Source organism: Plantibacter auratus (assembly GCF_050587365.1).
GTDB classification, from domain to species: Bacteria; Actinomycetota; Actinomycetes; order Actinomycetales; family Microbacteriaceae; genus Plantibacter; species Plantibacter auratus.
In genome coordinates this window covers 56,162-78,648 of sequence record NZ_JBOBFV010000001.1, presented here as the reverse complement: position 1 = coordinate 78,648, position 22,487 = coordinate 56,162, and the positions used below count along the sequence as shown (strand labels likewise).

At 70.3% G+C, this 22,487-nt stretch carries 23 protein-coding genes; 11 read left to right on the top strand and 12 right to left on the bottom strand.

Going from position 1 to position 22,487, the window contains the following annotated elements; translation table 11 throughout:
- Window positions 1-4 precede the first annotated feature (4 nt).
- Window positions 5-1,048 carry an NAD(P)-dependent alcohol dehydrogenase gene (locus ACQ3HE_RS00380; RefSeq protein ID WP_064296121.1) on the bottom strand — a complete coding sequence of 348 codons (1,044 nt, stop codon included), beginning with the start codon at window positions 1,046-1,048 and terminating at the stop codon, window positions 5-7.
- Between the two features lie 261 nt (window positions 1,049-1,309).
- Here ACQ3HE_RS00380 and ACQ3HE_RS00375 point away from each other — a divergent pair, with 261 nt between their 5' ends.
- Window positions 1,310-1,630 (top strand): Fe-S cluster assembly protein HesB, encoded by a 321-nt coding sequence (locus tag ACQ3HE_RS00375; RefSeq protein ID WP_430890843.1) that lies wholly within the window; start codon window positions 1,310-1,312, stop codon window positions 1,628-1,630.
- A gap of 64 nt (window positions 1,631-1,694) precedes the next feature.
- On the opposite strand, the gene ligD is transcribed toward ACQ3HE_RS00375, so the two are convergent.
- Window positions 1,695-2,720, bottom strand: coding sequence for a non-homologous end-joining DNA ligase (gene ligD, locus ACQ3HE_RS00370; protein WP_124769431.1), 1,026 nt, complete (start codon window positions 2,718-2,720; stop codon window positions 1,695-1,697).
- Between the two features lie 118 nt (window positions 2,721-2,838).
- Between ligD and ACQ3HE_RS00365 the strand changes: the two genes are divergently transcribed.
- Entirely contained in the window at window positions 2,839-3,387 is a 549-nt protein-coding gene (locus tag ACQ3HE_RS00365; RefSeq protein ID WP_159878910.1) for a dihydrofolate reductase family protein, read from the top strand.
- 21 nt (window positions 3,388-3,408) lie between these two features.
- Here ACQ3HE_RS00365 and ACQ3HE_RS00360 read toward each other — a convergent pair whose 3' ends face one another.
- Window positions 3,409-4,890 carry an MFS transporter gene (locus ACQ3HE_RS00360; RefSeq protein ID WP_430890842.1) on the bottom strand — a complete coding sequence of 494 codons (1,482 nt, stop codon included), beginning with the start codon at window positions 4,888-4,890 and terminating at the stop codon, window positions 3,409-3,411.
- 173 nt (window positions 4,891-5,063) lie between these two features.
- Complete coding sequence (locus ACQ3HE_RS00355; protein WP_430890840.1) at window positions 5,064-5,996, bottom strand: alpha/beta fold hydrolase; 933 nt, start codon at window positions 5,994-5,996, stop codon at window positions 5,064-5,066.
- A 116-nt stretch (window positions 5,997-6,112) separates the two neighbouring features.
- On the opposite strand from ACQ3HE_RS00355, the gene ACQ3HE_RS00350 reads away from it, so the two are divergent.
- Entirely contained in the window at window positions 6,113-6,949 is an 837-nt protein-coding gene (locus ACQ3HE_RS00350; protein WP_159878914.1) for a DUF1206 domain-containing protein, read from the top strand.
- Window positions 6,950-7,041: 92 nt separating this feature from the next.
- Window positions 7,042-8,871, top strand: coding sequence for a DEAD/DEAH box helicase (locus ACQ3HE_RS00345; protein ID WP_159878916.1), 1,830 nt, complete (start codon window positions 7,042-7,044; stop codon window positions 8,869-8,871).
- An 83-nt stretch (window positions 8,872-8,954) separates the two neighbouring features.
- Here the strand turns inward: ACQ3HE_RS00345 and ACQ3HE_RS00340 are convergent, their stop codons facing one another.
- From ACQ3HE_RS00340 to ACQ3HE_RS00330, 3 genes are read right to left on the bottom strand one after another with little or no spacing between them, the layout of a single operon-like run.
- Entirely contained in the window at window positions 8,955-9,518 is a 564-nt protein-coding gene (locus tag ACQ3HE_RS00340) for a hypothetical protein (protein WP_430890839.1), read from the bottom strand.
- A gap of 57 nt (window positions 9,519-9,575) precedes the next feature.
- On the bottom strand, window positions 9,576-10,964 hold the full coding sequence (locus ACQ3HE_RS00335) for a sensor histidine kinase (RefSeq protein ID WP_430890837.1): 1,389 nt from the start codon (window positions 10,962-10,964) through the stop codon (window positions 9,576-9,578).
- A complete protein-coding gene (locus ACQ3HE_RS00330; RefSeq protein WP_079706060.1) occupies window positions 10,927-11,604 on the bottom strand; it encodes a response regulator transcription factor in 678 nt (225 codons plus the stop codon). Before ACQ3HE_RS00330 ends, ACQ3HE_RS00335 begins: the two co-directional genes overlap by 38 nt.
- Before the next feature lie 122 nt (window positions 11,605-11,726).
- Between ACQ3HE_RS00330 and ACQ3HE_RS00325 the strand changes: the two genes are divergently transcribed.
- From ACQ3HE_RS00325 to ACQ3HE_RS00300, 6 genes are all read left to right on the top strand, one after another.
- Window positions 11,727-12,554, top strand: coding sequence for a helix-turn-helix domain-containing protein (locus tag ACQ3HE_RS00325; RefSeq protein WP_079706061.1), 828 nt, complete (start codon window positions 11,727-11,729; stop codon window positions 12,552-12,554).
- Between the two features lie 240 nt (window positions 12,555-12,794).
- Window positions 12,795-13,820 (top strand): iron-siderophore ABC transporter substrate-binding protein, encoded by a 1,026-nt coding sequence (locus tag ACQ3HE_RS00320; protein ID WP_430890835.1) that lies wholly within the window; start codon window positions 12,795-12,797, stop codon window positions 13,818-13,820.
- Entirely contained in the window at window positions 13,820-14,863 is a 1,044-nt protein-coding gene (locus ACQ3HE_RS00315; RefSeq protein ID WP_430891906.1) for a FecCD family ABC transporter permease, read from the top strand. The genes ACQ3HE_RS00320 and ACQ3HE_RS00315 overlap by 1 nt, the downstream gene beginning before the upstream one ends.
- Complete coding sequence (locus ACQ3HE_RS00310) at window positions 14,860-15,936, top strand: FecCD family ABC transporter permease (protein ID WP_236555478.1); 1,077 nt, start codon at window positions 14,860-14,862, stop codon at window positions 15,934-15,936. Before ACQ3HE_RS00315 ends, ACQ3HE_RS00310 begins: the two co-directional genes overlap by 4 nt.
- A 34-nt stretch (window positions 15,937-15,970) precedes the next feature.
- Window positions 15,971-16,774: an ABC transporter ATP-binding protein gene (locus tag ACQ3HE_RS00305; protein WP_124769441.1), complete on the top strand. Its 804-nt coding sequence runs from the start codon at window positions 15,971-15,973 to the stop codon at window positions 16,772-16,774.
- Window positions 16,775-16,812: 38 nt separating this feature from the next.
- The gene (locus tag ACQ3HE_RS00300; RefSeq protein ID WP_192017873.1) at window positions 16,813-16,998 is read left to right on the top strand and encodes a hypothetical protein; all 186 of its coding nucleotides are present in this window, start codon (window positions 16,813-16,815) and stop codon (window positions 16,996-16,998) included.
- 6 nt (window positions 16,999-17,004) lie between these two features.
- Here the strand turns inward: ACQ3HE_RS00300 and ACQ3HE_RS00295 are convergent, their stop codons facing one another.
- Both ACQ3HE_RS00295 and ACQ3HE_RS00290 read right to left on the bottom strand, forming a co-directional pair.
- Complete coding sequence (locus ACQ3HE_RS00295) at window positions 17,005-17,469, bottom strand: carboxymuconolactone decarboxylase family protein (protein ID WP_079706065.1); 465 nt, start codon at window positions 17,467-17,469, stop codon at window positions 17,005-17,007.
- 102 nt (window positions 17,470-17,571) lie between these two features.
- Window positions 17,572-17,790 carry a hypothetical protein gene (locus tag ACQ3HE_RS00290; protein ID WP_430890833.1) on the bottom strand — a complete coding sequence of 73 codons (219 nt, stop codon included), beginning with the start codon at window positions 17,788-17,790 and terminating at the stop codon, window positions 17,572-17,574.
- Between the two features lie 25 nt (window positions 17,791-17,815).
- Between ACQ3HE_RS00290 and ACQ3HE_RS00285 the strand changes: the two genes are divergently transcribed.
- Window positions 17,816-18,361 carry a CGNR zinc finger domain-containing protein gene (locus tag ACQ3HE_RS00285; protein ID WP_430890831.1) on the top strand — a complete coding sequence of 182 codons (546 nt, stop codon included), beginning with the start codon at window positions 17,816-17,818 and terminating at the stop codon, window positions 18,359-18,361.
- Here ACQ3HE_RS00285 and ACQ3HE_RS00280 read toward each other — a convergent pair.
- The 3 genes from ACQ3HE_RS00280 to ACQ3HE_RS00270 form a co-directional block, all read right to left on the bottom strand.
- Window positions 18,350-19,534 carry a sensor histidine kinase gene (locus ACQ3HE_RS00280; RefSeq protein WP_430890829.1) on the bottom strand — a complete coding sequence of 395 codons (1,185 nt, stop codon included), beginning with the start codon at window positions 19,532-19,534 and terminating at the stop codon, window positions 18,350-18,352. The genes ACQ3HE_RS00285 and ACQ3HE_RS00280 overlap by 12 nt on opposite strands.
- Window positions 19,535-19,657: 123 nt before the next feature.
- Complete coding sequence (locus ACQ3HE_RS00275; RefSeq protein WP_430890827.1) at window positions 19,658-20,839, bottom strand: M20 metallopeptidase family protein; 1,182 nt, start codon at window positions 20,837-20,839, stop codon at window positions 19,658-19,660.
- Entirely contained in the window at window positions 20,836-22,473 is a 1,638-nt protein-coding gene (locus tag ACQ3HE_RS00270) for an amidohydrolase (protein WP_430890825.1), read from the bottom strand. Before ACQ3HE_RS00270 ends, ACQ3HE_RS00275 begins: the two co-directional genes overlap by 4 nt.
- Window positions 22,474-22,487 lie beyond the last annotated feature (14 nt).

Genomic DNA, 22,487 nt, shown 5'->3' with positions numbered 1-22,487 from the left:
GCGATCAGCCGATCGTCGCCGTGTCGATGACGAAGCGGTAGCGGACGTCGCTGCGGACCACGCGGTCGTAGGCACCCTCGACCTCGTCGGCACCGATGAGCTCGATCTGCGAGCCGATGCCGTGCTCGGCGCAGAAGTCGAGCATCTCCTGCGTCTCGCGGATGCCGCCGATGTTCGAGCCGGCGAGCGAGCGGCGGCCACCGACGAGCGAGAACACCCGGAACTGCTGCGTGTTCTCGGGCAGTCCGACGAAGACCATCGAGCCGTTGAGCTTGAGCGTCGACAGGTAGGCGTCGATGTCGAGGTCGGCGGAGACCGTGTTGATGATGAGGTCGAAGCGTCCGCGGAGCGACTTCAGGGTGCCCTCTTCACCGGTCGCGTAGTAGTGGTCGGCCCCGAAGCGCTTGCCGTCCTCCTCCTTCGAGGTCGTCTGGCTGAGCACGGTCACCTCTGCGCCGAGGGCGTGGGCGATCTTGACGCCCATGTGACCGAGGCCACCCATCCCGACGATGGCGACCTGCTTGCCGGGACCGGCGCCCCAGTGCTTCAACGGCGAGTAGGTGGTGATGCCGGCGCACAGCAGGGGTGCCGCGACGTCGAGCTCGATGCCCTCGGGGATGCTCAGCACATAGTTCTCGTCGGCGACGATCTGCTTGCTGTAGCCGCCGTACGTGGGCTCGCCGTCGTACTCACGGCCGTTGTAGGTGGCGACGTTGCCCTTCAGGCAGAACTGCTCCTCGCCGGCGAGGCAGTTCTCGCACTCGCGGCAGGAGTCGACGAAGCAGCCGATGCCGACGCGGTCGCCGACCTGGTGCTTGGTGACCGCGTCGCCGACCTCGGTGACGATGCCGGCGATCTCATGGCCGGGGACCATCGGGAAGATGGCCTTGCCCCATTCCTCGCGGGCCTGGTGGATGTCGCTGTGGCAGATGCCGGCGTAGTGGACGTCGATGACGACGTCGTTGGCGCGCGGCGCACGGCGCTCGATGGTGCCGACCTCGAAAGGCGCGTCGGCGGTGGGCTTGATGATGGCGGCGACGGTGGTCATAGGACTCCTCGGGCTGGGGGTGTTGGGGGTGCCGTGGGGCGGGATGCACGCGCCGGACAGCACGTTCGACGCTAGCAGCCCACTCCACCGGACGAACCCCCAAGGGACGATCACCCGAGCTGTGCTACGAGCGGCGCGGAGGTGTGAATCCCTGCAGAGTTGCTTGGCAGTTCCCGCAGAGGATCGGCCTCAGGGTGGCATCCTGCCGCGAACCCGAGCAAGGTGGGGAACTCGTATTCGCGAACGGAACGGAGAACACACATGCTTACCCTGACCGAGAACGCCGGCCGAGTCGTCAAGACCCTCGCCGAGAACGCACCACTCACCCCGGGACTGGTCGTCCCGGACGACGCGTCGTCGCTCACGCACGGCGCCGGACTGCGCATCAGCAGCAGCTCCGAGGACAACAACTTCGAAGTCACCATGACGGCGACACCGCACGAGGCCGACCAGGTCATCGAGAGCGCCGGAGCGACCGTCTTCCTCGAGGAGTCCGCAGCCGTCGCCCTGAGCGACGCGGTCCTCGACGCGCAGATCGACGAGCAGGGCGGCGTCCGCTTCGCCCTCGGCAAGGCCGAATAGCGCCCTGATTCAGCAGAACGCCCGGTGATCCACGATCACCGGGCGTTCGTGTGTCCGGGTGGGCTCAGTCCTCGGAGTGTCTGGCGCGACTCGGCTGTACCCGCGGCGGCTCGCCCGGCATCTTCGGGAAGTCGGGAGGGAACGGGAGCTCCCCCAGTCCTTGCTCGAGGTCCCGCTCCCACCACTGCAGGAGGACGTCGATGCGCCCGGCGGTGTCGTGCATGCCGGCCCACGGGTCTCCGGTCGTCCGGAGTCGCTCCGGGACGGTCCGCACGGTGAAGGCGCCCGGGTCGATCTCGGGGAGTTCGTCCCAGGTCACCGGACATGAGACGGTCGCCGAGGCCAGCGCACGGGGGCTGTAGGCGCCGGCCATCGTCCGGTCGCGGTTCGCCTGGTTGTAGTCGACGAAGATGCGTTCACCGCGCTCCTCCTTCCACCACGAGGTCGTGACGCGGTCGGGATCCCGTCGCTCCAGTTCCCGAGCCGCCGCGATCACGGCGTGCCTGACGTCGAGGAACTCGTGCTCCGGCACGATGGGCGCGAACACGTGGACACCTCGGTTGCCGGAGGTCTTCACGAACCCGGTCAGTCCGACCTCCGTCAGCAGCTCCCGCAGCGAGCCCGCAACGCGCACGGCGTCGGCGAAGTCGGTCCCCGGCTGCGGGTCGAGGTCGATCCGCAGTTCGTCGGGATGGTCGGTGTCCGATGCCCGTGACGGCCACGGATGGAACACGACCGTGTTCATCTGCGCGGCCCAGACGACCGCAGCGGCCTCGTCGAGGACGAGTTGCGGATGCCGCCGGCCACTCGGATACACGACGTCGACCGCCCGAACGTACTCGGGTGCTCCTTTCGGCGGGTTCTTCGAGAAGAACCATTCACCGTCCACACCGCCCGGGAACCGCTGGAGGGACACCGGGCGGTCGCCGTTGGCGGCGAGGAAGGCCGGCGCGACCTCGATGAGGTATTCCGCGAGCTCCCGCTTCGTGACACCGGACTCCTCCCAGAGCACGCGGTCGGGACTGGAGAGACGCACCTCGCGGTCGCCGTGCGGTCCGGGGACGGTGAGGACGATCGCGGTGCTGGCCATGTCGGACACCGTACGCGCCCCGCCCGGCGTGGTCACGAGGGTGGTGCTCGTCGCCGCAGCGGAGTAGAACGGGAGCTGTCCATCGAACTCGCCGTCACCACCCTGCCGAGGAGCCACCATGCGCGAGGTCCACGCCTCCCTCTTCCAATCCGTCGACGGCGTCGTCGAGTCGCCCGATCAGTGGCAGTTCGACCACTTCGACGCCGACATGGGCGCCATGATGACCGAGGCGATCGCGCCGATCGACGACGTCCTGCTCGGACGCGTGAGCTACGAGCAGTGGAGCGGGTTCTGGCCGACGGTCGGCGACGACGACCCGTTCGGCTCCTTCATCAACCCCGTGCGGAAGCACGTCGCATCACGCACCCTGGCGGGCCCGTTGTCCTGGGAGAACGCGACGCTCATCCCCGGCACGCTCGAGTCCTTCGTCGAGGAGCTCAAGCGGCAGGACGGCGGGCGCATCGCGGTGCAGGCGAGCATCTCCGTCGTGCGGCAGCTCCTCTTCGCCGGTCTGCTCGACCGGCTCACCCTCATGATCCACCCCGTCGTCGCCGGTGCCGGGCGTCATCTGTTCGAACCGAGCGACCCGGTGACACGCCTGGAGCTCGTCCACTCGGTGCGGACGAGCTCCGGCAACGTGCTCTCGACGTACGCTCCCCGCGCCTAGGCGGGTCGCCGCACGGCCGACTCAGCCCAGGTGGACGGCCTGCTGGTCGCCCGAGGGCAGGAGGTCCTCCTTGCGACCGCGGATGCAGACGATGGCGATGACGCTCGCGATCACGAGGCCGACCGCAGCCGCGATGAACGCCGCCGAGTAGCCCTGGGTGAACGCCACGAGCTGTGACGCCTGATCGGTGACCGTCGCCTGGTCGGTGACACTCGCGTAGACCGTGGTGAAGACCGACAGGCCGATCGACCCACCGATCTGCATGGAGGCGTTCGCCGTGGCGGAGGCCGCACCGGCGTCGTGCGGTGCGACGCCCGTCAGCGCGAGGTTCTGCATCGGGACGAAGATCATCGCCATGCCGATCCCCAGCACGAGGAGCGCCGGCAGCACCTGGACGAAGTAGTCGCCGTCGGCCGTGATGCGGCTGAGGTACACGAGAGCGGCCGCCGCGATGAGCGGACCGATGATGAGCAGCGGGCGCGGGCCGATGGCCGGCAGGAGCTTCGTGGCGATCGGGGCGACGATCATGATCGCGACGGTCATCGGGAGGGTCGCGACGCCGGCCTCGAGCGGCGGGAAGCCGAGCACGATCTGCAGGTGGAACGTCAGGTAGAGCAGGGCCCCGATCATGACGCTGCCAACGATCATCTGCATGAGGAAGGCACCGCCGCGGACCCGGTCCGCCACGATGCGCAGCGGGAGCAGGGGCTGCGCGACACGCATCTCGATGAAGACGAAGAGGGAGAGGAGTCCCGCACCGAGCGCGAGGAAGCCGATGGTGTCGGCGCTCCCCCAGCCGCCCTCGGCCAGCGTGAAGCCGTAGACGAGGGAACCGAGGCCCAGGATGACGGTGATCGCGCCGAGCCAGTCGTAGCGGTTGTCGCCCTCGGCCTTGCTCTCGGTCACGAGGATGAGGCCGGCGATGAGCCCGACGATCACGAACGGCACGTTGACGAGGAGGCACCAGCGCCAGTCGACGAACTCGGTGAGCACGCCGCCGAGGATGAGGCCGACGGCCGCTCCCGCACCGGCGACGGTGCCGAAGACGGCGAAGGCCGTGTTGCGGTCGCGTCCGTGGGAGAAGGTGACGGTGAGGAGCGCGAGTGCGGCAGGTGCCATGAGCGCTGCGAAGACGCCCTGCAGACCGCGAGCGACGATGAGCTCGGTCCCGCTCTGGGCGAACCCGCCGAAGGCCGACGCGGCGCCGAAGCCGACCATGCCGACCAGGTAGGTGCGCTTCCGACCCCAGTAGTCGGCGATGCGGCCACCGAGCAGCAGCAGGGCGCCGAACGCGAGCGCGTAGGCCGTGACGACCCACTGACGCTGCGTGTCGGACAGCTCGAGCTCCTGCTGGGCTGCTGGAAGGGCGATGTTCACGATCGTGCCGTCGAGGACGACGATGAGCTGCGTCATCGCGAGGACGACGAGGACCCACCAGCGGCGGGCCGGGGAACCGGACTTTGCTTCGGTGGGATGCGATGCGGTGGCTGCGGATGCAGACAAGGAGGACCTCCGTGCGAGGGGTGGGGGTGCTGGGGGTTTCCAGCCCCAGATCGATGCTCGGCACACGGCGCGAGTGCAGCACGGTGCGGACGATCAACCACCCCAACCACGAAGTCGGGCAGAGGACCAGGATAGCGGATGCCGACGTCGCTGCACCCGTGAGGCCACGCGGATCACTCCGAGGTGATGAGCTCCAGGACGGCCTCCGGGTGTTCCACCGCCGCGAAGTGCCCGGTCGCCGGCAGTGTGCGCAGCCGGAGGTCCGGGACGAGGGCGGTGAGGACGGCTGTGTCGTCGGGCCCGATGAAGACGTCGCGGTCGCCCATCATGCCGCGGACAGGACACCGCACGCCGCGCCAGACGTGCAGGTCGTAGGCGGCGGCCGCTCGGGCCGCCAGGAGGAACGACGCCGGCCGGACGTCGGCTGCGAGCGCATCGACGACCGACCGGTCGAGGTCCCGGCGTCGTCCGAACAGGGGCGACATGAGCGGTGCGAGCAGGCCGATCCGGTTCAGCGCGCGGACGAGCCCGGGTCCGTGTTCGCCGAGCGCCTGCAGCATGCGCATCGCGAGGAGCATGCCCGCGAACCACGGGAGCCGGGCGCCGCCACCGACCGGCTGGCGGATCGCCTCGACGACTCCGATCCCCGTCGGCGAGACGAGGTCGACCCGGATCGTCGCCTCGGGCTCGCGGACGGCGAGGTCGAGCGCGACGAACCCGCCGAGCGAGTGCCCGACGACGCGCCAGGACCGGTAGCCGAGCGAGCGGGCGACGGTCGCGACGGCTGCGGAGAGGTCTCCGACCGTCACCGCGTCGGCGGTGGGAAGAGCCGAATCACCCCACCCCGGGAGGTCCACGGCGATGACGTCGTCGACGACCGCGCCCCGCTCGTCGTCGGCTCGGAGGAGTGGTGACCAGGTGGTCCAGGAACCGGCGGCGCCGTGCAGCAGGATCGTGGCCGGTCCGCCCGCTTCGCGACCCGCCCGGACGGTGACCGGTCCGATGTCGGTGTCCACCGTGACGCGTCGCAGGCCGAGCGCGGTCGCGTCGGCGGTGATCACAGAGGGGTCGTCCGGCGGGGCAGGACGCGAGGAGTTCACGGGCATGCGTGTCATTCGGAAACGAGGTACCGCTCGGATCGGTGCTCGATCGACGACGCCGGTCCCCCGGTGCGGCGCGCAACCCCCCTTCCGGTCCGGAACCCGGCCGCTACCGTGGTCTGATGCCTGAGAACGCACGCGCCGCCGCAGACCAAGCCGCTGGAACCGCACAGAACAGCACGACCCTCCGCACCCTCGCCCGCACCGGCCACGCCGTCAACGGATTGCTCCACGTCCTCATCGGCGGGATCGCGATCTCCATCGCCCTGTCCGGCGCGGGCGGTGGATCCGGCGGCGGCGGTGACGCGGACCAATCGGGTGCGCTCAAGACGCTTGCAGGCACGCCCGGCGGGATCGTGATCATCTGGGTCGTCGCCGTCGGATTGTTCGCCCTCGGTCTCTGGACGGCGATCTCCGCCTTCCTCGTGCGCGAATCCGACACCCGCAAGCGGTGGAGCAAGCGGATCTCGACCGCCGGACGCGCGATCGCCTACCTCGCCGTCGGATCGACCGCGCTGACCTTCGCCCTCGGCGGCAGCCAGGACTCCTCGCAGTCCAGCCAAGGCCTCACGGCGACCCTCCTATCCTCCCCCGGTGGGGTGTTCGTCGTCATCGTCGTCGGCCTCGTGGTCATCGGCATCGGCGGCTTCTTCGTCTTCAAGGGCGCGACCCGCAAGTTCCTCGAGGACGTCCACCCGCCCACCGGCACGACGAAGCGCGCCGTCGTCGTCCTCGGCGTCGTCGGGTGGATCGCGAAGGGCGTCGCGCTCGTCACGGTCGGGATCCTGTTCATCGTCGCCGCTGCGACCCAGGACCCCGAGAAGGCCTCCGGCATGGACGGCGCCATCTCGGCATTGGCCGCGCTCCCGTTCGGCGTCGTCATCCTGCTCGTGGTCGGCGTCGGGCTCATCGCCTACGGACTCTTCTGCGGTGCCCGGGCGCGCTGGGGCAGCCTCTAGGACGGTGAGGTGGGCGCCTCGGGCGACGACGCGGACGGGTCGGCTCCAGACCATGTCCTGCAAACGCTTGCGTTGCGACTACCGTTAGGAGTATGACGTCTTCTGATTCCACGACGCAGCCCGAGGCGGAACCCGCCGGCGCTACGCAGACCTTCTCCGACCTCGGCCTCGACGACGCGGTGCTCAAGGTGCTCAAGGACGTCGGCTACGAGACCCCGTCCGCCATCCAGGCGGCCACCATCCCGCTGCTGCTCGAGGGACGCGACGTCGTCGGCCTCGCACAGACGGGCACCGGCAAGACCGCGGCGTTCGCCCTGCCGATCCTGTCCCGCCTCGACATCACGCAGAAGACGCCGCAGGCGCTCGTCCTCGCACCAACCCGTGAGCTCGCCCTCCAGGTCTGCGAGGCGTTCGAGAAGTACGCCACGCACCTGCGCGGCGTCCACGTCCTGCCCGTCTACGGCGGCCAGGGCTACGGCGTCCAGCTGTCGGCCCTCCGTCGCGGCGTCCACATCGTCGTCGGCACGCCGGGTCGCATCATGGACCACCTCGAGAAGGGCACCCTCGACCTCACGGAGCTCAAGTACCTCGTGCTCGACGAGGCCGACGAGATGCTGAAGATGGGCTTCGCCGAGGACGTCGAGACGATCCTGGCCGACACCCCGAAGGACAAGCAGGTCGCGCTGTTCTCCGCGACGATGCCGTCGTCCATCCGTCGCATCTCCGCGAAGTACCTGAACAACCCGGAAGAGATCACGGTCAAGACGAAGACCACGACCTCGGCCAGCATCACGCAGCGCTACCTGACGGTCTCCTACCCGCAGAAGGTGGACGCGCTGACCCGCATCCTCGAGACCGAGAACTTCAGCGCGATGATCATCTTCACGCGCACGAAGAACGAGACCGAGACGCTCGCGGAGAAGCTCCGGGCGCGCGGCTACTCGGCGGCCGCCATCAACGGCGACGTCGCCCAGGTGCAGCGCGAGCGGACCGTCAACCAGCTGAAGGCCGGCAAGCTCGACATCCTCGTCGCGACCGATGTCGCCGCGCGCGGTCTCGACGTCGAGCGCATCAGCCACGTCGTCAACTACGACATCCCCGTCGACACCGAGTCCTACGTGCACCGCATCGGCCGCACTGGCCGCGCCGGACGCACTGGTGACGCGATCAGCTTCGTCACGCCGCGCGAGCGCCACCTCCTGAAGGCCATCGAGCGGGCCACCCGCCAGCCGCTCACGCAGATGCAGCTGCCGAGCGTCGACGACGTCAACGCCACGCGCCTCACCCGCTTCGACGACGCGATCACCGAAGCACTCGGCCAGACCGACCGCATCGAGCGCTTCCGCGAGATCATCGGCCACTACGTCTCCCACCACGACGTCCCGGAGGCCGACGTCGCCGCGGCCCTGGCCGTCGTCTCCCAGGGCGAGACGCCGCTGCTCCTCTCGGCCGAGGACGAGCGCCGCCGCCGCGAGGAGTTCGACAACACCAACCGTGGCAACGACCGCGCCGGTCGCGACCGTCGTGACTCCGGCGACCGCGGCTCACGCTTCGACCGCGGCGACCGCGGCGATCAGGGCGACCGTCCCGAGCGTCGCAGCCGTCCGTCCAGCGGACCGATGGCTCCGTACCGCATCGCGGTGGGCCGTCGCCAGAAGGTCGACCCGCGTCAGATCGTGGGCGCGCTCGCGAACGAGGGCGGTCTGAAGCGCGAGGACTTCGGCGCGATCCAGATCAAGCCAGACTTCTCGATCGTCGAACTCCCCGCGAGCCTCGGCAACGACGTCTTCGACCGTCTCGAGAACACCCGCATCAGCGGCAAGCTCATCGAGCTCCGTCCCGACCGTGGCGGCCCCGCCCGCCGACGCGACGACGAGGGTGGCACGAGTGGCGGCTCGTACGACCGCAAGCCGCGTTCCTAGCTCGCACGCACACGACGAGGGCCGGACGGAATCCCAGGATTCCGTCCGGCCCTCGTCGTTCCGCACCCGGCGGGGTGCGTCCGTCAGTCGCGCGGGTCGAGCACACTCGTGACCACGGCGTAGTCCGCGTCGAGCGCGACCTCGAGCTCGTCGCCGTTCTCGAGGAGGACGTCGACCTCGAACGCCTCGCCCGGGTCGTCGCTGCGGTCCACATCGGTCACGGTGCCGCCCTTCGCTTCGGCGAGCGCTGCCTTCGAGGCCGCGTCGAACTCGGTGTCGGTGAGCGGCACGTCGTCGGCGTCACGGACATCACGGTCATCGGTGGCAGCCGTGGTGTCACCGTCATCGATGGCGGTGCCGCCGTCGCGGTCGGTGTTCGACGCCGCAGTGGCGCGGTCGTCGTCGGTGTCTCCGAACTCGTCCACCGCGTAGGCGGCGCCGGCTCCGCCGAGGGCGAGGGCCCCGACGACGATCGCGGTGATCCACACGGGCTTCCGGCGCCAGAAGGCCGGCTTGCCGGTGGTCGCCGGGGTCGCAGGGACGGCGGTGTGGTCGGTCGCCTCGACGCGCTCGACGGGTTCGATGCGCTCGGTGGCTGCGGTGGGCTGTGTGGGATCAATGGGCTGGGAGGCGGTGTTCTCGTTCATGTGCTCCAGACTGTCCGAGGAGCGCTGAAGCGGACCTGAAGCGAGCTGAAGCCGCGTTCAGGAAGCGGACGACGCCGGGAGCGTGACGATGAACGCCGCCCCGCCGAGCGGGCTGTCGACGAGTTCGATCGACCCACCATGCAGCCGCAGGACGTCGGCCACGATCGCCAGGCCCAGGCCCGAACCCCCGGCGTCGCGCGAACGACTCTCGTCGAGGCGGACGAACCGTTCGAACACGTGTGCGCGGGACTCGACCGGCACACCGGGGCCGTCGTCCTCCACGGAGATCCTGACGATCCGACCGTCGGTGGCGGATCCCACTCGGACCACGGAGCGTGCGTGCCGGACGGCGTTGTCGACGAGGTTCCGCGCCACGCGGGCGAGGAGCACCTCGTCGCCGTCGACCCTCGCCGCCGCGACGGCCGCGGACTCGACGCGCAGTCCACCGGCGGATCGGAGACGTGCAGCCTCCGTCAACAGGAGGTCGTCGACGTCGACCGTGCGCCGCGCGTTGCCCGTCGCCCCTTCGTCGAGCTTCGCGAGCAGCAGGAGCGACTCGACGAGCCCCTGCATCCTGGCGCCCTCCTCGAGGACCGTCGAGGACAGCTCGGCCGGGTCGACCCGGTCCGGGTGGAGCGCCGCCACCTCGGCGTACTGCCTGATCACCGCGAGCGGTGAGCGGAGCTCGTGCGAGGCGTCCGACACGAACCGCCGCTGCGCCGTCTGGGCGTCCTCGAGCCGCTCGAGCATGCCGTTCATCGTCCCGGCCAGGCGACCGATCTCGTCGCCCGTGGCGGGGACCGCGATCCGTCGATCCAGTTCACCGGCCCCCAGTTCCGAGACCTCGCGGCGGATCCGCTCCACCGGCGCCAGCGCACGCCCGACGAGCAGCCAGGTCAGGCCGCCGACGAGGGCGACGAGCACGGGGACAGCGATCAGCAGGAGCATCGACACGAGTCCGACGGCGTCGTCGGTCTCCTCGAGGGAGCGGCCCGCGAGGACGACCAGGTCACGGCCGTCGACGTCGACGTCCTCGCTGGCGAACAAGACCGGCTCGTCGTCGACGACCGAGACGAACACGTCACTGTCCGGGATCGGCGTCGGGAGCTCGATCTCGTCGTCCGTCCGGTCCACGACACGGCCGTCCTCGACCAGGACCAGGAGTCGACCGTCGTCCTCGGGCAGCGTCGTCGCGTCCGCCGCGACCAGCTGCGCCGAGACGCTCTCCGCCTCGGCCGAGGCGCTCTGTTCGACGCCGGAACGGAGCGCCGCGGAGAAGAGGCTGACGAACGCCACGGAGCCGACCCCGAGGAACAGTCCGACCGCGAGCACCGATCCCAGTGCCGCGCGGGCTCGGACCGAACGCCACAGCCGCTGTCGGGGCGCGACCGTTCCGTGCGGCCCGCCGTCAGCCACGTCCGCCCGCCAACCGGTATCCGAACCCACGCACCGTCTCGATCGAAGCCCGCTCGAAGGGGCGGTCCACCTTGTTGCGGAGATGCCCGACGTAGACCTCGACGATGTTGGGATCGCCCTCGAAGTCGTCGTCCCACACGTTCTGCAGCACCTCGCGCTTCGACACCACCTCGCCGCCGCGTCGCATGAGGAACTCGAGGACCGCGAACTCGCGCGAGGTCAAGTCGATCGGGACGTCGCCCCGGTGGACCTGCTTCGACGCCGGGTCGAGCCGCAGTTCGCCGACCTCGAGCACCGCCGGCCGCTCCCGCGATCCACGTCGGACGAGTGAGCGGATCCGCGCGACGAGCACCGCGAAGGAGAAGGGTTTGCTCAGGAAGTCGTCGGCACCGGTGTCGAGGGCTTCGACCTGGTCCCAGTCGCCGTCCTTCGCCGTGAGCATGAGGATCGGGGTCCAGTCGCCCGCGTCGCGGAGCTGCTGACAGACGCGGTAGCCGCTGAGGCCCGGCATCATGATGTCGAGGATGATCGCGTCGTAGCGGTGTTCTCCGGCCATCCAGAGTCCGTCGACGCCGTTCGCCGCGACGTCCACGGCGAAGCCCTCCGCCTCGAGTCCCCTCCGAACGCCGTCGGCGAGTCGCACCTCATCGTCCACGACGAGTATCCGCATCCGGTGCGACCTCCAGGCTCCGTGCCGGTCGACGGTCGAGCGGCGCGTCCCAGTCTGGCGCGGACAAGCTGAAGCAGCGCTGAAGCGGGACGGTCCGGCGTGGACCCCCGTACGCTGGAGCGGTGCCAGTCCCCGCCGCCGCCGACCCGTGGGAGCAGTCCCTCGACGCGACGGACACGGCACCGGCGCGTCGCAGACTCCCCCTCTACGAGGCCGGCGCGATCCCCGTGCCGTTCGTCATCCGCGGCAACACCGAGCGGATCGCGCGGGACACACACTGGGACGAGCACTCCCACCCCACGCACGAGCTCCTGTGGAACGATCGCGGCGCATCCACCGCGACCGTCGGCGAGCGCGTCTGGACCGTAACCCCGCACCACGGTCTCTGGATCCCGGCCGGTGTCCGCCACACCGGATGGACCCCGGCCGGCACTTGGCAGCGGGCCGCGATGTTCAGCGTCGACCGCGTCCCCACGATCTCCGAGCAGCCGACCGCGGTGGAAGTGACGCCCTTGCTGCGCCTCCTGCTCGACCGGCTCGGCGACGCCGAGCTCGAGGACCGCGCGCGTGCCACCACCGAGGCGGCCATCGTGGACGTGCTGGAGCCGGCCGAGCACGAACTGCTCCTCCGACTCCCCCGGTCGGCGCTCCTGACACCCATCGCCGAGCGGATGCGCACGAACCCGTCCGACACGACCTCGCTCGCCGAATGGGCCACCCGGCTGGGCGTGAGCACGCGGACGGTGACGCGCGCCTTCGAATCCGAGACCGGGTTGGGGTTCACCCGGTGGGTCGCCGCCGCGCGAGCTCAGCACGCGATCACCCGACTGACGGCGGGTGACAGCATCGACGAGGTCTCGACCGCCGTCGGGTACCGCTCGTCGACGGCGTTCGGGACCGCGTTCCGCCGCGTCACCGGCATGAGCCCCGGGCGATTCCGGAACCGCTGAGGACGGATCGATGCACCCGCGATCGGTTGTCCGATTCGCGAAGGAACACGTCGGATCCGCTCGATTGCGTCAGGGTGGGATGCCAGCTAACTTTGGTTAGGCAATCCTTCATCATCCCCTCCTCGCGTGTGACGCCGGCCGTTCACGGCCGCCATGCCCGACCCCTCGACGACGTCCTCCGACGCCGTCGTTCGTCGTGCCCGCACGCAGGTGTCAGCCAGCAGCACCCGAAAGGACCCCATGCAGCGCGCATCACGTCTCGTCGCCCTCTCCGCGGCGGCGTTCCTCACCATCGGCCTCGCGGCCTGCTCGTCGTCATCGGCCGAAGGAGGCACCGGCAGTGGCGACGGCTTCACGCCGATCACGATCGAGCACGCCCTCGGCACCACGACGATCGACGCCAAGCCGGAGCGCGTCGCCACCGTGAACTGGGCGAACCACGAGGTTCCACTGGCCCTCGGCATCGTGCCCGTCGGAATGGCCGCTGCGAACTTCGGTGACGACGACGGCGATGGCATGCTCCCCTGGGTCGAGGAGAAACTCGAAGCGCTCGACGCCGAGACCCCGGTGCTCTTCGACGAGACCGACGGGATCGACTTCGAGGCCGTCGCCGACACGAACCCCGACGTCATCCTCGCCGCCTACTCGGGGCTCACGCAGGAGGACTACGACACCCTCACCGAGATCGCCCCCGTCGTGGCCTACCCGGAGACCGCCTGGGGCACGTCCTGGCGCGACACCATCCTCTTCAACAGCGAGGCGATGGGCATGGCCGACGAGGGCGAAGCACTCGTGACGCAGCTCGAGGACGAGATCAGCGACGCGGCGGCGGCGTACCCGCAGCTCGAGGGCAAGACCGCGATGTTCCTCACCCACGTCGACACCAGTGATCTCAGCGAGGTCAGCTACTACACGACCCACGACACCCGCACCGCGTTCTTCGAGGACCTGGGCCTCGCGTTCCCCGAGAGCGTCGCGACGGCCTCCGCCGAGACCGAGTTGTTCTCCCTGACGCAGAGCGCCGAACAGGCCGACGCGTTCAGCGATGTCGACATCATCGTGACGTACGGCGGCGACGAGCTCATCGCGGCGCTCGAGGCCGACCCGCTGCTGTCGCAGATGCCCGCCGTCGCGAACGGCGCCATCGTCGCCCTCCCCGGCACCAGCCCCCTCGGAACCGCCGCCAACCCGACGCCGCTCTCGATCTCCTGGATCCTCGACGACTACCTGAAGCTGCTCGCGCAGGCGGCTGACCAGGCGGCGTGATCACCGGTACCGCCACCCCACCCGCCTCGGGTGTCGCCGTCGTGCGACGCCCGAGGCGGGTTCGTGGGCTCTGGCTCCTCGTCGCGGCCCTCGTCCTCCTCGCCGCGATGGTCCTCTCCGTCACCGTCGGATCGCGTGACGTGGAGTGGTCCGCCGTGCTCGGCGCCTTCTCGGGCGGCGTGGACGGGTTCGATCAGGCCGCGGTGGCCAAGCGCATCCCGAGGACGCTCCTCGCCGTCCTCGCCGGTGCCGCCCTCGGCGTCTCGGGAGCCGTCATGCAGGGCGTCACCCGGAACCCGTTGGCCGACCCCGGCATCCTCGGCATCAACCTCGGCGCTTCCCTCGCCGTCGTGACCGGGCTCGCCTACTTCGGACTCGCCGCAGCGAGCACCACCATCTGGGTCGCCATCATCGGGGCCGGAGCCACGGCGGTCTTCGTGTACACGGTCGGCTCGCTCGGCCGAGGTGGCGCGACACCGCTCAAGCTCGCCCTCGCGGGCGCCGCGACGTCCGCCGCGCTCGCCTCCGTCATCACTGCCGTCGTGCTGCCCCGCGGCGACATCGCGAGCAGTGTGCGGTCCTGGCAGATCGGTGGCGTCGGTGGTGCCACCGTCGTCCAACTCGAGCAGGTGCTGCCGTTCCTGGTCGTCGGGTTCCTCGTCTGCCTGCTGTCCGCACGCGGTCTCAACTCCCTCGCGCTCGGCGACGAGCTCGCCGCCGGCCTCGGTGAACGCGTCGCCATCGCACGCGGTGCGGCGGCCCTCGGTTCGGTGGTGCTCTGCGGGGCGGCGACCGCGGTCACCGGTCCCATCGGCTTCGTCGGGCTCGTCGTGCCGCATGCCTGTCGGCTCATCGTCGGCATCGACCACCGGTGGCTCCTCCCCTTCTCAGCCGTCGTCGGGGCGATCCTCCTCACCGTCGCCGACGTCCTCGGCCGCATCGTCGCCCGCCCCGCGGAGATCGACGTGGGCATCATCACCGCGTTGATCGGCGCTCCGATCTTCATCGCGATCGTCCGTCGGCAGAAGGTGAGCGCCTTGTGACCGAGCGCCAACCCGTCGCGGCGCCCGGCCTCGGTGGACGGACGCCCTCGACCCTCGACCGCGTTGTCGGTGGACGCCGGGGGCGCCGCCGTCGCCGGGTCGCCGTCATGACCACCCTCGCCGCACTCATCGTCGCGGTCTTCCTGATCTCCCTGATGGTGGGCAACACCTTCTATCCGCCGAGCGACGTCGTGCGTGTCGTCCTCGGTCAGGACGTGCCGGGCGCCTCCTTCACCGTCGGACGGTTGCGGCTCCCCCGGGCGGTCCTCGCGGTCATCGCCGGGGCTTCGTTCGGTCTGGCCGGCGTCACCTTCCAGACGATGCTGCGGAACCCCCTCGCGAGTCCGGACATCATCGGCATCAGCGCCGGGTCGAGCGCGGCCGCCGCATTCGCGATCGTCACCCTCTCCCTCGGCGCGACCGAGGTGTCGGTCTTCGCCATCGTCGTCGGCCTCGCCGTCGCGGTCCTCGTGTACGTCCTCGCCTACCGCGGCGGCGTCGCCGGAACCCGACTCATCCTGATCGGCATCGGTGTCGCCGCCATGCTCGACAGTGTGACGACGTACATCCTGTCGCGGGCAGCCCAGTGGGACCTGCAGGAGGCGACCCGGTGGCTGACCGGCAGTCTCAACGGGACGAGCTGGTCGCAGGTCGGTCCGGTCGTCGTCGCGCTGCTCGTGCTCGGCCCCGTCCTCCTCGCCCAGTCCAGGAACCTCGCCGCGACCCGACTCGGCGACGACACCGCCGCCGCACTCGGCGTCCGCGTCGACCGGACCCGCCTGATCGTGATCGTCGCGGCAGTCGGCCTCATCGCGTTCGCGACAGCGGCGTCGGGCCCCATCGCGTTCGTCGCGTTCCTCTCCGGCCCCATCGCCTCGCGGATCGTCGGACGCGGCGGGTCGATGCTCATGCCCGCCGCGCTCGTGGGCGCCCTCCTCGTCCTCGTTGCCGATCTCACCGGGCAGTACCTCCTCGGCGCGCGCTACCCCGTCGGCGTCGTGACCGGGGTGCTCGGGGCACCGTTCCTGATCTGGCTCATCATCCGCACCAACCGCGCCGGTGGCTCGCTGTGACCGGCACGCCACCCCACCATCCCGGAGGCACCCTGTGACCACGGAACACCAGCTCCTCGTCGAGCGACTCGCACTCGGCTACGGCGACCGGACCGTCATCGACGGACTCGACCTCCTCGTTCCGCCCGGCCGGGTGACGGCGATCGTCGGCGCGAACGCCTGTGGCAAGTCGACGCTGCTGCGTTCGATGTCCCGCCTACTGACGCCTCGGAGCGGCCGCGTCGTCCTCGACGGTAAGGACGTGCACCGTTTGCCGGCGAAGCAGCTGGCACGCACGCTCGGCCTGCTCCCCCAGTCGCCCATCGCACCGGAGGGGATCACGGTCGCCGACCTCGTCGGGCGAGGCAGACACCCGCACCAGGGCTTCCTCTCTCGTTGGAGCACCGAGGACGACGTCGCGGTCGCTGCGGCGCTCGACGCCACCGAGACGAGCGAGCTCGCGGACCGGCACGTCGACGAGCTGTCCGGCGGACAACGTCAGCGCGTGTGGATCGCGATGGCGCTCGCGCAGCAGACCGACCTGCTCCTCCTCGACGAACCGACCACCTTCCTCGACGTGAGCCATCAGGTGGAGGTGCTCGACCTCCTCACCGACCTCAACCGTTCCCGCGGGACGACCATCGTCATGGTGCTGCACGACCTGAACCTCGCCGCACGTTACGCCGACCACCTCGTCGCCCTTGCCGGTGGGCGCCTCCATGCGGCGGGGACACCCCACGAGGTGCTGACGGAGTCGACGGTGCGCGCGGTGTTCGGACTGCAGAACCAGGTCATCACCGACCCGACCTCGGGCAAGCCGCTCATGCTGCCGATCGGCCGTCACCACGTGACGGTCTGAACGGGGGCGTCACCGTCGACCGCGTCTAGGCTGGGCGCATGGGTGATGAGGACCGCAGGAAGCGAGCCGCCGAGCAGGAGGCCCGGGCGCTGCGTGCGCTCGAGTCCATCAGGAACGGCGGCGATCTCGGCAAGGAGACCCTCGACCTCTCGAACGAGTACTCCGACGGACTGCGCACCCGCGTCGCAGCGTGGTTCCGTGGCGCGAAGCGCCGGAAGGACTGACCGCCGTCAGTCCGCCTGCTCCGGGTGCACCGGGTAGTGGCTCGTGATCGAGACGCGGTTGAAGGCGTTGATCACGATCGCCAGCCACCGGACCGCGGCGATCTGACCGTTCGTGAGCGTCGACAGGTCGTCGTCCGGCAGGCGCCGCCGGTGTTGGACGTCCGCGATGAGGGTGACGTCCTCGGTGATCGCGAGTGCGGCCTGCTCCACCGGGCTGAAGTACTCGCTGTCGCGCCAGGCGGACAGGATGGCGAGACGTTCCGTGGTCTCGCCGAGCGCGATTGCGTCGGCGACATGGAGACGCAGGCAGTACGCGCAACCGTTGATCTGCGAGGCCCGGATGCGGATCAGCTCGATGAGCCGCTTGTCGATGCCTGCGTCGAGTGCCGCGCGACCCGCGGCACGACCGGTCTCGACGAGCGCCTGATAGACCTCGGGTGATTCCTTGTCGAGCCAGACGTCGGCGCTCATGGGGTTCCTCTCGTCACTGGGCGGGTGCGGTCCCGCAGACCACTCCTCCAACGCTAACGCGCGCGGCGGGAGGACGTGGCCGTGGTCGGTCTCCGTGATGCGTCACCGCGGCGGGATGTCCTGGCGCGTGACCGGGACCGCTGGTGCGTCGTCGTGGGGTCGCAGTTCCACCCGACGACTGCCGCAGGCGGCGCACCGGAGGTAGCGCAGCGACCCCTCCGAGGTGGCGTGCGCCGACTCCGTCGCCCAGGTGTGGGGGCAGGCGTCGAGGGCGTTCGGCGAGGGTTCGGAGGACTGCGGGGGTGCGTCGAGGAGGGTCATGACTCCACCATGATGTAATGGCGTTATGCATCTCAACCCTTACGGCTCGTACGCCGTCCTCCTGGCCGCTTCGCTGGCGAACGACTGGCCCGACGACCGGGACGCCATCGTCGCCCGCACCCGGGAGCACGGGATGACGATGCCCTTCACCGAGGTGGCCCGTGACCACGCCCGCGTCCGCCGGGTCGTCGATGAGTGGCTGACCGTCGTCGACGCGGCCGACGATCAGGCCAGGGCGGCCGCGCTCAACCGCCAGATGGCCGCTGCGGCCGCGTTCCCGCGGCTGACGGACCACGACGGCGAGGGGTGGCACCTGCACTACCGCGACGAGCACCAGGCGCTCCCCGAGGTCCTCGGCGCGGTGATCAGCGTCGGGACCGCCCTCCACCTGACGACGAGGGGGATGCAGCGTCTCGGTCGGTGTGCGGCGGGGACCGAACCCGGCGACACCTGCCGGCGGGTCGTCGTCGACGTCACCCGCAACGGCCGTCAGCGCTACTGCTCGGTGCGGTGCGCCAACCGGTCGGGCGTCCGGAGGCACCGCGCACGTGCGGGCGGCTCAGGCCGCTGATCGGGCGTCGGGCAACAGGAACCAGACGCTCGCTCCCCCGAGCCCCGACTCGTCGATCTCGATCCGGCCACCGTGCGCCTCGACGATGCGTCGACAGGTCGAGAGGCCGATGCCGAGGCCGGCGACCTCGTTCCCCGCCGCGCGTTCCATGAGGTCGAAGACGCGCTCACGCTGCTCCGGAGCGACACCAGGACCGTTGTCCTCGACCGCGACCAGCACCCCGGCGGAGACCCGCTCGGCCTGCACCAGCACGTGCGGGACGACTCCGGCGGCCGCACTGAACTTCACCGCGTTCGCGATCAGGTTCTGCAGCAGCGCGCCCAGCAACGTCTCGTCGCCGTGCACCTGGAAAGGCGTGTCGACGTCGACGGTCGCGCCGGTCGAGGTGATGGTCGCATCGAGGTCCTCGACCACCGAGGACACGAGCGGCCCGAGGTCGATCGGGGCGCGTCGCGGACGGGCGCCACCGATCCGGGCGAAGTCGAGCAGGTCGGTGATCATCGCCGCCATCCGGTCGGCGGCGGACTCGGCTCGCGCGAGCGCCTTCGCCGCGTGCGGCGCGTTCGCCATCTCCGGGCTGTCGGTCGCGAGCTCGAGGAACCCGGAGACCGCCATGAGCGGGTTGCGCAGGTCGTGGCTCACCTGGCCGGCGAACTGGGCGAGCTGTTCGTTGGACTGGCCGAGCTCGTGCGTCAGGCGGAGCAGCTCGAGGACGTCGACGACCTGCCTCGCGAGGAGGTCCAGGGCTTTGCCCTGTTCCGGGGACAGCTCACGCACACGGTCGTCGAAGATACACAGGGTGCCGATCGGGACGCCGTCGGGGGTGATGAGCGGGCTCGACGCGTAGAAGCGGACGCTGGCGAGCTCACCGGTGACGAAGGGGTTCGCCGCGAAGCGCGGGTCCTCACGAGCGTCTGGAACGATCGTCCGCACCTGCTGTTGGAACACGACCGCGCACATCGAGTCCTCGCGCGAGCAGCTCGCCGGTTCCAACCCGACCGCAGCGATCTGGTGCTGGAACCGGTCGTCGATGATGTTGATCACGGCGGTCGGCACGTCGCACATGGTCGCGGCGAGGTGGACGAGGCTCTCGAGGTCCGTCTCGGGCGGACGACCGACGACCTGGTATTCGGCGATCGCGGAGCGCCTCGTGATGTCCTCTGCGGTGATCACGCGCGCCCTTTCGTCGTCGGAATCCGGAACGTGTCCATGCTACCCATCCAGGGCACGTGCACTGCCCCGGCTGTCGGATACGTCCGAGATGTGCCACTCGCCACCCGGACGGTCGACCGCCGCTCACGCGAGCTGGAGGCGCCTCCAGGCGAGTTCGGCGAGCACCGCGGCCTGCAGGTCCATTACGCCGTCATCGAACACCGCGCGCTCGGAGTGCAGGGCGGCGGATCCCTCGTCGGGGGCGGCGCCGACGAAGACGAGCGTGCCGGGGACCTCGTCGAGGATGTAGGCGAAGTCCTCCGACGCCATCGACGGCACCTCCTGGCGGATGACCCGCTCGGGCCCGACGAGTGAGTCGAGCGTGCTGAGGACGAACCGCGTCTCCTCCGGGTCGTTGACGGTGACGGGGTAGGACGCGATGAACGTCGACTCGACGGTGCAGCCGTGCGCCTCGGCGATCGCGGTCAGCAACTCAGGCAGCTGCTCGCGCACCGTCTCGAGCGTCGCCTTCGACAGCGTGCGGATGTTCGCCTCCAGGCTGACGGCCGAGGCGAGCACGTTGCTGGCCTCGGAGTCGCTGCTCAGCCGGGTGATGGAGATGACGGCCTGGTCGGTGGCCGGAAGCCGACGGGCCGCGAAGGTCTGCACGGCGAGGATGAGGTGTGCGGCGACCGGCACCGGATCGACGGCGAGGTGCGGGAACGCCGCGTGACCGCCCGTCCCGCGGACGGTGAGCTGCAACGCGTTGGCACTCGCCATCATCGCGCCCTCCCGCGTGACGAGCTGCCCGCGTGGGGTGCTGCAGTCGACGTGCAGCGCGTACGCCGCGATGGGTCGCTCTCCGGCGATGTCGAGCAGATCTTCCTCGAGCATGATCCGCGCGCCGGCCTGGCCCTCCTCCCCGGGCTGGAACATGAACACGACCGTGCCGGCGAGGTCGTCGCGACGGGCGACGAGCAGCCGGACGGCACCGAGGAGACCCGCCATGTGGAGGTCGTGGCCGCAGGCGTGCATGGCCCCGGAGGTCGATGCGAACGGCAGCCCGGTCGCCTCGGTGACCGGCAGACCGTCCATGTCGGCACGGAGCAGCACGGTGGGGCCCGGCGCGCCGCCCCGGAGGACGGCGACGACCGAGGAGAGTCCGATGCCCGTCGTGACCTCCAGGCCGAGGCCCTCGAGTTCGCGCAGGATGATCCGCTGGGTTCCGGGCAGGTCGAGGCCGACCTCGACAGCCTGGTGCAGTTCGCGTCGGACGGCGATCAGTTCGTCGCGCAACGCGGTCGCGTCCTCCTGGAAGCCGGTCACGAGCGCACCCCGTCGTCCTGCGGCGAGCGCCGGTACACCTGCTCGCCGCGGATCCAGGTCTCGGCGACCCGGACGGTGGCGATCTCGTCCGCGGGGACGGAGAAGACGTCGCGGTCGAGGACGGCGAAACTGCCGTCGTATCCCGTGGCGATCCGACCGACGCTCTCGAGCGGCGAGAGCAGGCCGGCTCGTCCCGTGTACAGCAGGAGCGCCTGGGCGACGCTGATGGCTTCCTCGGGGACGAAGTCGGCGCCGTTGTAGGCCTGGCGTCGGACGGCGGCCTCGACGGAGAGCATGACGTCGTCGGCGCCGCTCCAGGCGGTGGCCGGGCGGTCGGAGGAGAGCGCGAGCGGCCCGATGGTGCGGAACAAACGGGCGATCGGGTAGGCGTCGGGGACCTGTTCGGCGCGGAGGGCGAGCTCGTAGCCGTCGTATTCGGCGAAGAAGAACACGGTGTGGGTGGCGATCCCGAACGTCATGCGCGCGGAGCGGAGCCGTTCGGCGTACTCCTCGCTGATGATGGTCGCGTGCTCGATGCGGACGGAGGGGATGCCGTCGAGCCAGGGCTCCTGGTCTTCGAAGAGGCTCGCGACGCGGTCGAGCGCGCGGTCACCCATGGCGTGCACCGCGAGCTGGACGCCGTTGCGGCGAGCCCAGGCGCCGGCTGCGAGGACGTCGTCGTCCTCGACGAGTCGGAGTCCGTGGTCGCAGGATTCGGGATACGGTTCGGCCACCCAGGCGGTGCGGTTCGAGTAGGCCCCGTCGAGGACGACCTTCACCCCGCCGATACGGATCCGCCCTTCGCGATCGTCCGGGGTCAGCTCGGCGAGTGGCGCGGAGGGGTCCCAGCCCGGGTAGAGGGCGACGCGGGTGCGGAGCCCCTTGGCGGCAGCGGCGCGGAAGGCGTCGAGGGGGTCGTGCAGTCGGTTGGACAGCAGGTCGCACACGGCGACGATCCCTCGCGAGGCCAGTTCCTCGCCGATCGCGACGAGCGAGGCGACCTGCTCGTCGCGTTCGGGCACCGGGATGAACCTGGCGACCGCGTCGACCGCGGCGATCTCGGTGAGGATGCCGTTCGGCTCGCCGTCCGGTCCGCGTTCGAAACGCGCACCGGCCGGGTCGGGTGTGGCGGCCGTGATGCCCGCGAGGCGGAGCGCCGCGGTGTTGCAGACGGCGGAGTGGGCGTCGCAGCGCCAGACGAGGACGGGGCGTTCTGCGGACACCGCGTCGAGGTCGGCCGTGGTCGGCATCCGCCCCTCGGGGAACTTCGTGTCGTCGAACCCGCGTCCGAGCACCCAGGCGCTCGGCGCGGTCAGCGTCGCCTGGTGCTCTCGTAGCCGCTCCACGAGTCCGTCGATGGAGACCACTGACGGCGGGAAGCACTCGGCGGCCACGGCGGTGGCGGCCATGAGCGCCGGGTGGGTGTGGCTGTCGATGAGGCCGGGGAGCACGGTGCGTCCGCCGAGGTCGACCGCGGGTTCCCCCGCGACCGCGGACGCCTCCCCCACCCAGTCGAAGCGGCCGTCGACGATGCGGAACGCGGAGGCGACGTCCGTCTCGTCGGTCCCGGTGAACACCCGGGCGTTCGTGAAGAGCTGCGAGTGGGTCGGCGTCGCGGTGTCGGTCTGCGTCATGGTGGGGGTATCCG